The organism is Acidobacteriota bacterium, from assembly GCA_018268895.1.
GTDB lineage: Bacteria > Acidobacteriota > Terriglobia > Terriglobales > Acidobacteriaceae > Edaphobacter.
Map to the genome: position 1 here is coordinate 478,392 of JAFDVP010000001.1, position 12,771 is coordinate 491,162.

11 protein-coding genes are annotated in these 12,771 nt (G+C 60.3%); 3 read left to right on the plus strand and 8 right to left on the minus strand.

The genetic code is table 11. The features are described 5' to 3' along the window. Positions 1 to 15: 15 nt before the first annotated feature. The 5 genes from JSS95_02120 to JSS95_02140 form a co-directional block, all read right to left on the minus strand. Positions 16 to 573: a DUF420 domain-containing protein gene (locus JSS95_02120; GenBank protein MBS1798602.1), complete on the minus strand. Its 558-nt coding sequence runs from the start codon at positions 571 to 573 to the stop codon at positions 16 to 18. After that, positions 573 to 1,535 (minus strand): protoheme IX farnesyltransferase, encoded by a 963-nt coding sequence (cyoE, locus tag JSS95_02125; GenBank protein MBS1798603.1) that lies wholly within the window; start codon positions 1,533 to 1,535, stop codon positions 573 to 575. Before cyoE ends, JSS95_02120 begins: the two co-directional genes overlap by 1 nt. Before the next feature lie 127 nt (positions 1,536 to 1,662). Beyond that, a complete protein-coding gene (gene polX, locus JSS95_02130; protein MBS1798604.1) occupies positions 1,663 to 3,408 on the minus strand; it encodes a DNA polymerase/3'-5' exonuclease PolX in 1,746 nt (581 codons plus the stop codon). 123 nt (positions 3,409 to 3,531) lie between these two features. Next, positions 3,532 to 3,810, minus strand: a complete 279-nt coding sequence (locus tag JSS95_02135; GenBank protein MBS1798605.1) for a cold shock domain-containing protein — start codon at positions 3,808 to 3,810, stop codon at positions 3,532 to 3,534. A gap of 261 nt (positions 3,811 to 4,071) precedes the next feature. Beyond that, positions 4,072 to 4,719, minus strand: a complete 648-nt coding sequence (locus JSS95_02140; protein ID MBS1798606.1) for an NUDIX hydrolase — start codon at positions 4,717 to 4,719, stop codon at positions 4,072 to 4,074. Between the two features lie 115 nt (positions 4,720 to 4,834). Here JSS95_02140 and bshC point away from each other — a divergent pair, with 115 nt between their 5' ends. From bshC to JSS95_02155, 3 genes are all read left to right on the plus strand, one after another. After that, positions 4,835 to 6,508 (plus strand): bacillithiol biosynthesis cysteine-adding enzyme BshC, encoded by a 1,674-nt coding sequence (gene bshC, locus JSS95_02145; GenBank protein MBS1798607.1) that lies wholly within the window; start codon positions 4,835 to 4,837, stop codon positions 6,506 to 6,508. Positions 6,509 to 6,564: 56 nt separating this feature from the next. After that, the gene (locus JSS95_02150; protein ID MBS1798608.1) at positions 6,565 to 6,873 is read left to right on the plus strand and encodes a hypothetical protein; all 309 of its coding nucleotides are present in this window, start codon (positions 6,565 to 6,567) and stop codon (positions 6,871 to 6,873) included. A 237-nt stretch (positions 6,874 to 7,110) separates the two neighbouring features. Continuing rightward, on the plus strand, positions 7,111 to 8,931 hold the full coding sequence (locus JSS95_02155; protein MBS1798609.1) for an ABC-F family ATP-binding cassette domain-containing protein: 1,821 nt from the start codon (positions 7,111 to 7,113) through the stop codon (positions 8,929 to 8,931). A gap of 2 nt (positions 8,932 to 8,933) precedes the next feature. Here JSS95_02155 and JSS95_02160 read toward each other — a convergent pair whose 3' ends face one another. The 3 genes from JSS95_02160 to JSS95_02170 form a co-directional block, all read right to left on the minus strand. Then, positions 8,934 to 9,626: an outer membrane beta-barrel protein gene (locus JSS95_02160; GenBank protein MBS1798610.1), complete on the minus strand. Its 693-nt coding sequence runs from the start codon at positions 9,624 to 9,626 to the stop codon at positions 8,934 to 8,936. 84 nt (positions 9,627 to 9,710) lie between these two features. Continuing rightward, the gene (locus JSS95_02165) at positions 9,711 to 11,006 is read right to left on the minus strand and encodes a nodulation protein NfeD (protein MBS1798611.1); all 1,296 of its coding nucleotides are present in this window, start codon (positions 11,004 to 11,006) and stop codon (positions 9,711 to 9,713) included. Next, positions 11,003 to 12,631: a tetratricopeptide repeat protein gene (locus JSS95_02170; protein ID MBS1798612.1), complete on the minus strand. Its 1,629-nt coding sequence runs from the start codon at positions 12,629 to 12,631 to the stop codon at positions 11,003 to 11,005. The genes JSS95_02165 and JSS95_02170 overlap by 4 nt, the downstream gene beginning before the upstream one ends. Positions 12,632 to 12,771 lie beyond the last annotated feature (140 nt).

Here is a 12,771-nt window from a genome sequence, read left to right on the forward strand (position 1 = left end):
AAAGGACCGCCCTGGTTAGTGGATAGCAGACTGCATCCAGTAGACGATAACTCCCGTAATGGAGACGTAGAGCCAGACGGGATAGGTGTAGCGCGCCAGCCGCCGATGTGCCGGAAACCGGCCCGTCAGCGACAGGAAAAAAGTAATGAGGATCATCGGCAGTGCAAAGACCGACAAAACGATGTGCGACAGCAACAGCTTCCAGTAGAAGGGCCACCACGCGCTCAGGCGATCGAATTTTGTCTCGCCGTGCAACGCGAAGTTGACCAGGTATGAGGCCAGGAAGATTGTGGAAAAAAAGAATGCAGTCAGCATCGCTGCGCGGTGTGCGGGGACATTCCGAGCACGGATAAACCAGTATCCGGCAAACAGGGCGACGGTCGAGAGCGCATTGAGCACGGCGTTGACCAGAGGCAGGGAACGAAGCTGTGTCCCGGCTACGTCCGTTGGCGTATGAAAGTAGACAAGCCAGCAGATCAAGGCGCTTGCTGCGGCGCTGACGGCGATAATGCCTGCGACCACCCCCAGAGGGGTGCGAACGGTTGACGAAGGAAGTGCCGTTGGATTGCTCATCAGAAGAGGAGGCGTCCTTTCGCGTCGAGCATCAGTGCAGCCATCAGCAGGGGCAGATAGATCACCGAAGCTTTCAGCAGATCGCCGGCATATCTGCGTGACGCTGGTTCTTCGGGCGACTGCGTGATGCGGGCAAACCTCACGGTGTACCAGAGGTAGGCAAGCGAAAGCAGAGCTGCGACCACCTCATAGATCGTTCCTGTAACGCCAAGCCAGGTTGGCCACATGCTTACCGGCACCATCAGCACGGCGTAGAACAGCGACTGGATTACGGTCGAGCGGGCCGCGAAGCTGACGTCCGGCTGGGTCGGCGTCAGGCGGATTCCCGCAGCCGCATAGTCGTCGCGGTACATCCAGCCAATGGCCATAAAGTGCGGAAACTGCCATACAAAAAGAATCGCGAACAGCGCGACTGCCGGCCATTCAATGACGCCGCGCACAGCCGTCCATCCAATAAGCGGCGGCAACGCGCCCGGAAATGCTCCGATGAAGGTGTTGACTACGGTAATCCGCTTGAGCGGGGTATAGATTCCCACGTAGCCGACGGCTGTCAGAAGGGTGAGGGTGCCAGTCAGCAGGTTCGTCGTGACGGCGAGGTAGAGCGATCCCAGAAAGATCGCCGCGAACCCGAGAATCAATCCATGCGCGAGAGAGATGCGTCCCGCGGCCATGGGGCGGTTCGAGGTTCGCCGCATCAGGGCGTCGGTGCGTCTCTCCAGGGCCTGGTTCAGTGCGCTCGACCCGCAGGTAACCGCGGCAATTCCGGCCAGTGCTTGTACCATGCCCGCATGAAACGGGCTGATGCCGCTGGCCAGCGAGCCTAGATAGAACCCCGCGCCCGCGGTAATGACCACCATCGCCGAGACGCGCAGTTTGAACAGCGTCGCGTAGTCGGCAAAGAGCCTCGGCTCCGTGAGGGCCTTTGCCGAAAGCGTCGTCGAGGTTGTCGCGGATTGCGCCACGTACTAAGAATATCGCGTCTTCACGGTGGGCGCTTATCGGCGCGGGTGCCGGGGTGCCCATATCTGGCGGCCTCTCGCCAGATGTGGGTTATTCGCGCAAAGCGCGAGCCGATTCCAAACCCGCAACCTACTGCCGCGCTCGCATCTTCTCCAGCAGCGCCTCCGCCGTCGGCTGGGTATTCAGTACATCGGTCGCAGTCAGCCACGCCCGCCGCAACTGCGTAATCCCATACCGAATCTGGTCAAGTTCGGCAATGGAGTGCGCGTCTGTGTTCACGACAATCCTGCATCCATGCTGCTTCGCCTGCCGAAGATGCAGGTCGGTCAAATCGGAGCGCGCGGGATTGGCGTTGTGCTCGACAGCAACGCCCAACTCCGCCGCCCGCTTCAGCACTGCGTCGATGTGCAGCGCGTACGGATCGCGCTTCAGCACCTTACGCCCCGTCGGATGCCCGAGAATGCGCACGTAGGGGTTCTCGATCGCGCGCAGGATCCTGTCGGTCATCTGCTCGATCGTCTGGTCGAAGCGGCTGTGGACGCTGGCGACCACGATGTCCATCTCGGCCAGCGTTTCGTCGGCAAGGTCAAGCTCGCCCTCGGCAAGTATGTCGACCTCGACGCCGGCCAGCACTCTTATGCGGCCCTTCAATTCGGCGTCAACCTCGCGAATGCGCTTCACGTGGGCCAGCGCGCGCCGGTCGTCCATGCCGTTGGTCATGGCGAGGTTCTTCGAGTGGTCGGTGATGGCGATGTACTTCAGTCCGCGATCCGCTGCGGCCTCGGCCATCTCACGAATCGTGTTGACGCCGTCCGTCTCGTTGGTGTGCATGTGCAGGTCGCCGCGAATGTCGGTCGCGGCAATCAACTCCGGCAGAGCGTGCGTCGCGGCAGCCTCAAGCTCGCCGCCATTCTCACGCAGCTCTGGAGGAATGTAGTCCAACTCGAGCGCACGATAGATCGCCTCTTCCGTCGCGGCGGCGACGATGGTGTTGTCCTCCACACGCAGCAGAGCGTACTCGTTCAGCGTCAGTCCCCGCTTGATCGCCCTTTGCCGCAGCGCGACGTTGTGCATCTTCGACCCTGTGAAGTACTGCAACGCGGCTCCATAGCTGGCGCGGGGCAACAGGCGTACATCGACCTGAAGGTTGTTACGCAGCGTAAAGCTGACCTTGTTCTGGCCGCTGGCAAGCAGCTTGTCGATGAGCGGAAGGCTGGCGACATGCTGGACGGCAGCCGCTACAACGTCGGGTTCGCATGCCGGTCCTGTTACCAGCAGATCCAGGTCGCCGACGGTCTCGCGGCCGCGGCGCAGGGAGCCGGCGGGGGTGATCTCCTCAATGCCGGGGAACGCGCGGATGAGCTCGCTGATTCGGTCTGCCTGCTCGCGTGCGTGATCGATGCGGAACCGGCTTGAGTTTTTGCGATAGTCCTCGATGCCCTTCAGCAGCTTGGTGGTGAACTTCTCGCCCATGCGCGGCAGCTTGTTCAGATGTCCGGCCTTCGCGGCTTCTTCCAGCGCATCGATGTCTCCGACCTGAAGCGCCGACCAGATCAACGCTACCGTCTTAGGTCCCATACCGGGCAGCTTCAACAGATCCAGCATGGTGGGCTTGTACTTCGCCAGCAGATCTTCGCGCAGAGGCATCGTGCCGGTGCTCACGATGTCCACGATATTTGCGGCCATGCCTTTGCCAATACCCGCGATGGCGAGCAGCTGCTTCGGGTCATCCACCATACTGGCCAGCCGAGAGGTCTGCTGCTCCACAGCCTCGGCCGCGCGGCGATATGAACGGACACGAAAGGTATCCGCTCCGTCAATCTCAAGCAGCGAAGCCGTTTCGTCCAACAAACGTGCGATTGTGATGTTATCCATTTGGCAGGAACTCAGAGCCTCGTAGAGCTACTGAGAAAGTATGCAGCAGGGTAAAGCTGTTTCATAGCGCCAGAACGGAAGTTCTTTTCCCCGGCTGCAAAACGTGCAAGCCGGGGGAGTGACTTAGGAGGCTTTGGCGTGTTGCTCATGATCGGATTGCTGCTCGTGCGGCACTTCCTTGAGACGGAAGACCTGGTCTGCCTGGGGTCCTTTCGTTCCCTGAATGATGTCGAACTCCACCTCGTCGCCTTCCTTCAGGCTCTTGTAGCCATCACGCTGAATCGAGGTGTAGTGCACAAAGACGTCCGCACCGCCGTCGCGGCCCAGAAACCCGTAGCCCTTCGCATTGTTAAACCACTTCACGGTTCCTCTGTATTGTGCCAAGACTCTTGCTCCTTGCATTCAAATCGACTCGCATATACCCACTCGACTCACCATGAGGTACAGGAGTTCACTCCATCTGACGCAAAGACCATCGCATGGGTTATCTCTGCTCCACAAGGGACGGGCATGCGTAACTCGCGCTATTGCAGAGTTAAGAGGATCCCGTCAGGCGCCCGTTGAAGGCGTGATAGAGAAGTGATTGGTTTAAAAAGGCATTGGGCGGCAGAAGATTTTTAGAGCAGCCGCCGTCCGATGCGAGATGGAAATCGAAAGGATCGCTCAGCGTAGCGTTTGCCTCAGGCGGTCGTAGAGCATCAGCCCAATCAGCGTCTTGCCGTCGTGAATCTTGTTGGCCGTGGTCAGGGCCAATGCCTGCGAGAGCGGCATGCGCACAATCTCGATCTTTTCGTCTTCCTCGGGCTGGGCCTCGCCGAGGCGGATCTCTCGCGCAAGGTAGATTTGCATCCACTCGCCGAGAAAACCCGGGCTGGCGAAGTATTTCGTCAACAGGGTCCATCTCTTCGCGCGGTAGCCCGTCTCTTCAATCATCTCGCGCTTCGCTGCTGCCAGTGTGGACTCGCCTGGCTCCACCCGGCCAGCCGGAAGTTCCAGCAGAAACTGCCCCGTGGCGTGCCGGTACTGACGCTCGAGGATGACATCGGGGTCGTGCGGGTTCTTCGACTCATCCACAGCCAGAATCACCACTGAGCCGTTGTGCCGGATCACCTCGCGGACGTTTTTATGGCCCCCCGGTTCAATTACTTCGTCGCGGGATACCGAGAAGACCCGTCCCTGAAAGACCTTCTTTGAGGAAAGCACCCGCGTCTTTTTACTTCCGTCGCCCGTCTTTCCGCTGGTCGTCCTCTTCGTGCCCTTGTCATTGGGGCGCGCCGTCTTCTGTACCGCAGTCTTTGTCTTCTGTACCATAGCCCTACGGTATCATCCTGCATCGAGATTGCAGGATGCTGCATCCAAATCCGAAAGCATCCAAATCTGTCTCTCAGCCGATTGAGACAAACGACTGAGGACGAAGGCCGCCGCGATGAGCGTTGAGTGTTATCCGATTACGATATTGCCTCATGTGTCGCAGCTTTACCGCGACTACCTCGTCATGGGTGATAGCGCGGCGGATGCACCCGTCCGTCAGTGGTATGGATCCGGAGCGAACGGCGGGCCGTTCGCCGGTGGATGGATGCGCACACAGCTTCCGCCTGTTGCCTCAGCCGATCGCCTCGCGAATGAGTTGCTTCGTCAGAACAAATCCTTCGAAGCCAGCCCCGAGACGATTGCAAACATTGAGTTGGTTCGCAAGGGGGCCCGCACGGTGATTACCGGGCAGCAGGTAGTTCTCTTCGGTGGGCCGCTTCTCACGCTATTGAAGGCTGCCACAGCCATCTCGCGCGCGAAAGACGCTACGCGCATCAGCGGAGTTCCTCATGTTCCCGTTTTCTGGATGGCGACCGAAGACCACGATCTTGCCGAGGTCGACCAGGCTGCGCTCCTCACCAAGACCACAGTCGAGACGCTTCGCGCCGGCCTTCGTGTTGCTCACCCTGTCGAAGTCGGCGGAGTTGAACTGACGCCCGAAGCGGCGCCTGATCTTGAACAGGCGATTGAGCAAGCCACAGAATTGCTGGGTTATGCGCCCGTTGCCGACTGGATCCGTGAGGCATACCTTCCCGCCGATGCTTCTCAGTCCCGGCCCACGCTGGCCCAGGCCTTCGGACGTCTTATTGCGCGTATCTTTGCCCGCCAGGGGCTGATTGTTGTCGACGCCTCAGGCCGCGAGTTTCACTCCATGGGCGCTTCAACGCTGCGCTATGCCATTGAAAACACCGACCAGCTTCATCAGGCGCTTCTTGCGAGGACGGAGCAGCTTACCTCGCACGGCTACCACGCGCAGGTGCTTGTTGCAGAGGCTTCGTCGCTGCTCTTTCTTGTAGACGAGACGACTGGCGAGCGTGTCGCCCTGCGCCGGACCTCCGACCCGGCAACGAATGAACTTCAATGGCGCGCGGGGTCCCACATCTATACCACCGTGGCGCTGCTGGAAATTCTGGAGACTGCTCCTGAGCGTCTCAGCCCGAATGCGCTGCTGCGACCCGTTTTTCAGGACACCGTGCTCCCTACCGCGGCCTACGTCGGCGGCCCGGCGGAGATTGCATACTTCGCCCAGAGCGCCGTGCTCTACCAGCAGATTCTTGGCCGCCTTACGCCAGTGTTGCCTCGCCTGAGCGCTACCCTGATTGAGCCTGCGATCACCACGATAATGGAGAAGGATGAGGTGCAGCTTCCCGATGCCATGACCACGGCCGAGGAGCTTGCGCAGCGGCTTGGTGCGCGCGCCATGCCCATTCCGCTCAAGCGCAAGCTGGCCGCTGCCGGCAATGCTCTGGAATCGGAACTCGACGCTCTTACCGAGTACCTGCGTGGCATCGACTCCTCGCTCGGTACTGCGGCGGAGACCTCCAGCTCAAAGATGCGCTACCAGATGGACCGCCTGCGCCGCATGGCTGCAACCTACGAGCTGCAGAAAGAGGCTTCTCTCGGAAAACATGCCGCAGCGATCACGCTCAATCTCTTTTCCAACGGCCATCCCCAGGAGCGCGTGCTGGCGGGAGTCTGGTTCATGGCGCGTTATGGCGAGGAACTGATCGAGCGTATCGTTCAGGTCGCTGGCAACCAGTGTCCGGGCCACGTCGTCGTTCGCCTGTAACCTGCCCCTTCAACTTCAGCCCACTGCGCTTTAGAATTGCTTGGCGAGGAGTTGTTATGGGACTGAGCGACCAGCCGTTTGAAGTGATGTGCCCCGATTGCGGTGCGATGCTGAAGATCGATCCGGTCACGCGCGCCATCATCGCCCACAAGTCCGCCCCGAAGAAGAAGATGTTCGAAGACTTCGGCGAAGCCGCCAAGGCCCTCCGCGAGGCCGACGCCCGCCGCGACTCCATCTTCCAGCAATCTGTCGAAGCGCAGAAGAACAAGGACGATGTGCTCGCCAAGAAGTTTGCGGAGGCCGTCAAGAAGGCCAAAGAAACACCGCTGACCGACCGTCCCCTCCGCGACTTCGACCTCGATTGAAATCCATAGGCTGGCCCAAGAATTTGTCATCCTGATCGCAACTCAACCCACCTATCAATTTGTCGTCCTGAGCGAGTCGAAGGCGAGTCGAAGGATCTGCGTTTGCTTCGTTCCCCAATCGTGTCGACCTGCAGCGGGCGCCCATCCTTCGTGAAACGAAGGGTGGGAGTGATTTTCTCAGACCAGCTGCGAACCCCAACTCATCTTCGGATGAGGGTTCTCCGTTAAACTAAATCCATGCCACCGATTCTTAACGCGCAAGGCCTGTCCAAAAGCTTCGGTGCAACGCCACTTTTCAGCGAGATAGCTTTCACCGTCTCCGACGGAGACCGCATTGGCCTGATCGGCCCCAACGGCGCGGGTAAAAGTACCCTGCTCAAGATACTGGCTGCTGAGGAAGATGCCGATGCGGGTGATGTAGCTGTCCGTAAGCGGGCGCGCATCGGCTACGTCCGCCAGGAATCAACCTTCGCCACGGGCATTACCGTGCGGGAGGTGCTTGAAGCCGCGCTCCACGCCGGGCACGTCGCCGAGGCTGAGCGCGAGGGGAAGCTCCGTGAGACGAGCGGACGCATCGGCTTGTCCGATCTCTCCGTTGAAGCTGCGAAGCTGAGCGGAGGCTGGCGCAAGCGCCTTGCCATCGCCGAGGCAATTGTGGCGGCGCCAGATGTCTTGCTTCTCGACGAGCCGACCAATCACCTCGACCTGGCGGGGATCGCGTGGCTGGAGGGAATGCTCAGCGCTGGAGACTTTGCCTCCGTCATCATCACCCACGACCGCTACTTCTTAGAGAACGTTGCAACTGAGATCGTCGAGTTGAACCGCGTCTATGCCGATGGGCTGCTGCGCGTGCAGGGTAGTTACTCGAAGTTCATCGAAGCAAGGCAGAGCTATCTTGAATCGCAATCGCGGCTAGAAGAATCCCTGCGCAACCGAGTCCGCACCGAGATCGAGTGGCTGCGCCGCGGCCCGAAGGCCCGTGCTACCAAGGCCAAGGCGCGTATCGACAATGCCCACCAGCTCATCGGCCAGCTCAAGGAAGTCTCCTCTCGTGCGCAGACCGCAACCGCATCCATCGACTTTGCTGCAACGGAGCGACAGACCAAACGCCTCGTCGAGTTGAACGACATCGCCATCGAGCTCGGCGATAGAACCATCGTCGAGAAGCTGAACTTCCTCATCGCCAATGGAACCCGCATCGGTCTCGTCGGCCCCAACGGCAGCGGCAAGACGACGATCCTCCGCCTGCTCACCGGCGAGCTCACGCCATCGACGGGCACGATCAACAAGGCAGGCTCGCTGCGCATCGTCTACTTCAGCCAGAAGCGTGAGCTTCCCGAAGGCGTAACGCTGCGCCGCGCGCTCGCCCCCGACTCCGACTCCGTCGTCTATCAGGACCGCGTCGTCCACGTCGCCAGCTACGCGCAGAAGTTCCTCTTCACCGGCGACCAGCTCAACCAGCCGGTCGAGCGGCTGAGCGGGGGTGAGCGTGCCCGCGTGTTGATTGCGCGGCTGATGCTCGAGCCTGCGGACCTCCTGCTGCTCGACGAACCCACCAACGACCTCGACATCGCCACGCTCGAAGTCCTCGAAGAGAGCTTGCTCGAATACAAAGGCGCGCTTGTGCTGGTGACGCATGACCGCTATATGCTCGACCGGGTCTCTACGACCGTTCTGGGGCTTGATGGGAAGGGAAGCGCCGCGACCTTCGCCGACTACGCGCAGTGGGAGCAGTGGTTCCTCGATCAGGCATCGTCGCAGGATGCAGCCCAGCCCGCGCGCGACGAGCCATCCAAACCGGTGCAGTCGACTGCGTCGTCAACTGTCCCGGCGAAGAAGAAGCTCTCCTATCTCGAAGCGCGCGAGTTCGCCGATATCGAGCAGCGAGTAGAAGCTGCCGACGCTGCTCTTGAAGCAGCAAAAGCGCGCGTCAACGATCCTGAAGTCTCCATCGATGTGACAAAGCTGACAGAAGCGCTTGCAGCTCTCGATGCCGCACAAACCGAGTCGGACAAGCTCTACGCTCGCTGGGCCGAGCTGACCGAGAAAGCCGGTTAGAGCTAGAACTTGATAAAGAAGCCGACCCCGGGTTCAAAGGTCGAGGTGCGCTGCTGGATCGTGAGATAGTCTTGACCGAAGTCCGGAGCTTTGAAGAAGGTCTGACGGACCTGAGCGCGAAAACCAAAGTGTTCTAACACTAGTTTTTCAACACCAACAGCGTAGTAGTACGTCATGCGAGCCTGAACGGGAAGCCCCTGGCCGCCACCGGGCGTGGGGCGGAAGGCCGTGGAGCCTGCACCGCCTGCGACGAAAGGTTGCGCGCCGAGGATTAGGTGGGGGGGATGAGCGACATAGCCAAGCGTGTATTCATTGGCATTGGTCTGTGCGCCACCGACGATGTACTGGTGGTTGATCAGCGCGTTTGTGGTGTTGGAAAAATTTTGCGTGTAGCGAGCGTAGCCGTAGTTGAACTCGCCGCCGATCCATGGAGATTTGGTGTAGCGGATCGAGATAAGCGCTCCGAGAGTGTTCGAGGCGTTCTGTGTCACCGTGGCACCATGCTTTTTGTTGACGCCGGTGACATCTTTCGTAAACATTCCGACGCCGCTGATCGCAAAATCAATACGGGAGAGCTGCTTGTCGAGGGCAGGATTGCCGCTGGTTGCCTGGGCGCGAACAGCCGGAGCTGCAAGAGTTGTGAAAAGACAAAAAACGAGGCTCCGTACAAGCAGCGCGCGGGACACGTTCGACATCAGCAAGGAACTCCCTTAAGGCGAAAAGTGGTGCCAGTTCAGTTTACTCTGAATTGACCGCACTTCGTGGGCCAGTGGGTCAATTCAGGGTTCGACGAGCAACATAAGGTCTTCCACAGCGCGGATGCGCACTGTTGCCCCGATGGGTGCCGGTGCCGATGCCGGGTCGAGAAGGCGGGCCTGCCATATCTCGCCGCGTACCTCGACCTGCCCAGCCGGCGCAAGAGGTGTACGGACCATGGCCACAGAACCGATCATGGCCTGCGGTCCGGTAAGGACCTTGTTCCGTCTTGCCTTGAAGGCGATGAATGCCAATGCAAATGAGATGATGCCAAAGCCGAGCCCCAGCGCGACGGCGGTCGAGGTGTGAACGCGCTGCTCCGGGATGGGACCATCGACCAACGTGGCCAGGCCGAAGACCAGTGCGATGGTTCCAGCAAGCGCGAGTATGCCGTGGCTCGCGAACTTCGCCTCAAGAACGATAAGCGCCATTGCGGCGACCAGTAGAAAGACCGATGTGTGATGAATGGGCAGCAGGTTCAGGCCGAAGAGCGCCAGCAGGACAAACAAGGTCCCGAGCGTACCTGGGACGATGGTGCCCGGAACGTTGAACTCCAGATAGATCAACAACGCGCCGATAACGAGGACGAGCACCGCGAGGTCAGGATTGGCCAGACGGCCGAGGATGCGTTCGCGCAGTGAGGGTCGAAAGACACTGATCGCCGCGCCAGCCAGATGCAATACCTGCGTGGAGCCGTCGAGGCGACGTATCTGCCGGCCGTCGAGCTGGCGAAGCAGCGAGGCATCGTTGGGAGCGGTGAGGTCGATCAGGTTCAGCTTCAGCGCCTCCTCATCGCTGTACGACTTGGAGCTGCGGATGGCGTCTTCGCCTGCGGTAGTGTTTCTGCCCCGGCGTGAGGCATAGGAGCGGAGAAACGCTGCTGCATCGTTCTCAACCTTTTCCTTGAGTATGGGATCGAGCTGGCGTCCTTCGATGATGGGATGCGCGGCTCCGGCGTTGGTCCCGGGCGCCATGGCAGCAACGTCGGCTGCTTCAAGAATGAAGAAGCCGGCGGAGCCAGCACGGCTGCCCGCAGGCGAGACGTAGACGATGACCGGCACGGACGATTGTTCGATGGACTGAACGATCGTCCGGGTGGAGTCGAGCAAACCGCCGGGAGTGCCGAGCGAGATCAGCACGGCTGATGCGTTTGTTCGGCGAGCCTCGTCGAGACCGCGCTGAATGTAACCGGCGGAGATGGGCTGGATGGTGTCGTGAAGCGTGAGCTTAATTACAGTAGGCTCGCCCTGCGCTGACGCCAGGCAGAGGAACAACAGAAGAAGGAACGCCGGTACGCGGGTTGGCGCGAAGGCTCTCATGGCAGGCTCTGGCCGCGCGCGGCTAAAGCCTGTTTCATACCGAGTGCGGCGGTATTGTTGGGTTCGAGCTTAAGGGCCTTGCTGACGTTGGCGGCGGAGGCCGCGATCTGGTTGTCGTGAAGCTCAAGACGCGCAAGCACCAGGTACGCCGTGGCGTTGGCAGCAAGCTGGAGAGACGCCTGCGCCTCTTTACGCGCCGCAGCAGTATCGCCGCTCAACTCGCGCACCTGCGCGAGACCGGCGCGGGCTTCGGCGCTGGAGGAGTTGATGGCGAGCGCGGATTGGAACTCCTGCTCCGCTTCCGGCACGAGTCCCTGAGCGAGATAATCTCGCCCAAGTTGCACGTACTGTGCCACCTGCTGCGCTGGAGGAAGTGTTGCCATACGGGCCGCGCGCATCTGGTCGAGCTGGAAGGCAGCTTGGCGGAAAGATGCCTCCGAGTAAGTGCGGCGAATTCGTTCCAGCGGCTCGAAGGTAGAGCTCGAAGATGCCGCAGGTTTGGCGGCGGTTGCAGAACCAGTGGCCGCCGGTTTCGGTGAAGGAAGCGCGATTGGAGCCGGTGGGCGCCCGAAGGAGATCAGCGCCTTCAACTCCTGGGCTTCTGCGTCGTTCGGACGAAGGCGGAGGGTCTGCGCAACCTCAGTTTGAGCGCGCGTAAAGTTGCTCTGACGCAGCAGCGAGACGGCGAGGTTGTAGTGGTAGTCCGCGTCGTTGGGATCTGCTGCTACGGCGCGTTCAAACAGAGCGGTCGCATTGTGGCCCTGACGGCTTGAGGCTACAGCCTGATTGTTGATGACCTCGGGCAGGGGAAGGCGCGTCGCCACGAATGCGAAGGCCTTTTCGGCGTCGGCATAGCGGGCGGAGTTGAATCGCGCGAGGCCCAGGTAAAAGTTTGCTTCGAGCGCGCGCCGGTCGGATGCCGGGATTCGCGCAAGAGTTGTAGCGGCGTGATCGTAGTCGCGTTCAATGTACTGCGACTTGCCAAGCGCCAGCAGTGCCGCGGCATAGGTGGGCGACTCCTGAACGGCAAGCTGAAGCCGCTTGATGCGCTCCTGTGGCGTAGCGGCAGAGATGCCGCGAATGTAGTTCTCAAAAGAACTGAGCTTGACCTGTCCCGGCGTGGCAAGGAAGGTCTGTTCCGCAACATTGAATCGAGGATCCATCGCGCGGGCGATCTTCCAGGCGATGGCGTTCTGTACATCGAAGAGCCGCGTCAGTTCGCTGGAGTCTTCAAGCGGCGACGACATGTGCAGGTTGTTGACATCGAGGACCTGCGATTGAACGGAGATGCGTCCGCGTGCCACGTTGTAGCTGCCGATGACGACGTAGTTCGCATCGAGTGTCTGCGCAATGCGAATGGTTGTGGCGCGCGTAGGACGAAAGTCGGGTGGCAGGCCAAGATGGTCGAGCGCGTACTGGCGGTCGTCCCGCGAGATGGTAAGGAACCCGGCAGAGTTGAAACGCTGGTTCAGCGTGTCGGGGAAGGACTCGCCAATCCAACCGAGATCCTGTTGGCCTGAACGATTGTCGAAGGGAAGCACAAGAACGACGCGTCCCGCGATGGCTGCTGTAGCGTCAGTGGCTTGGTCCGGCTGCGCTTGAGCAAAAAAAGACGCGCACACCAGGGCGAGAAGTAATCCGCAAAGCCTGAAGCGAGATAGAGAGGACCGTCGCACAGCTTGAGTATAGAAGGGTTGGCTGCGGCGCGTTGGCTGGACATCTCAGATCGCACAATGCTGATAACCTTCCAGACACAGGATGATCG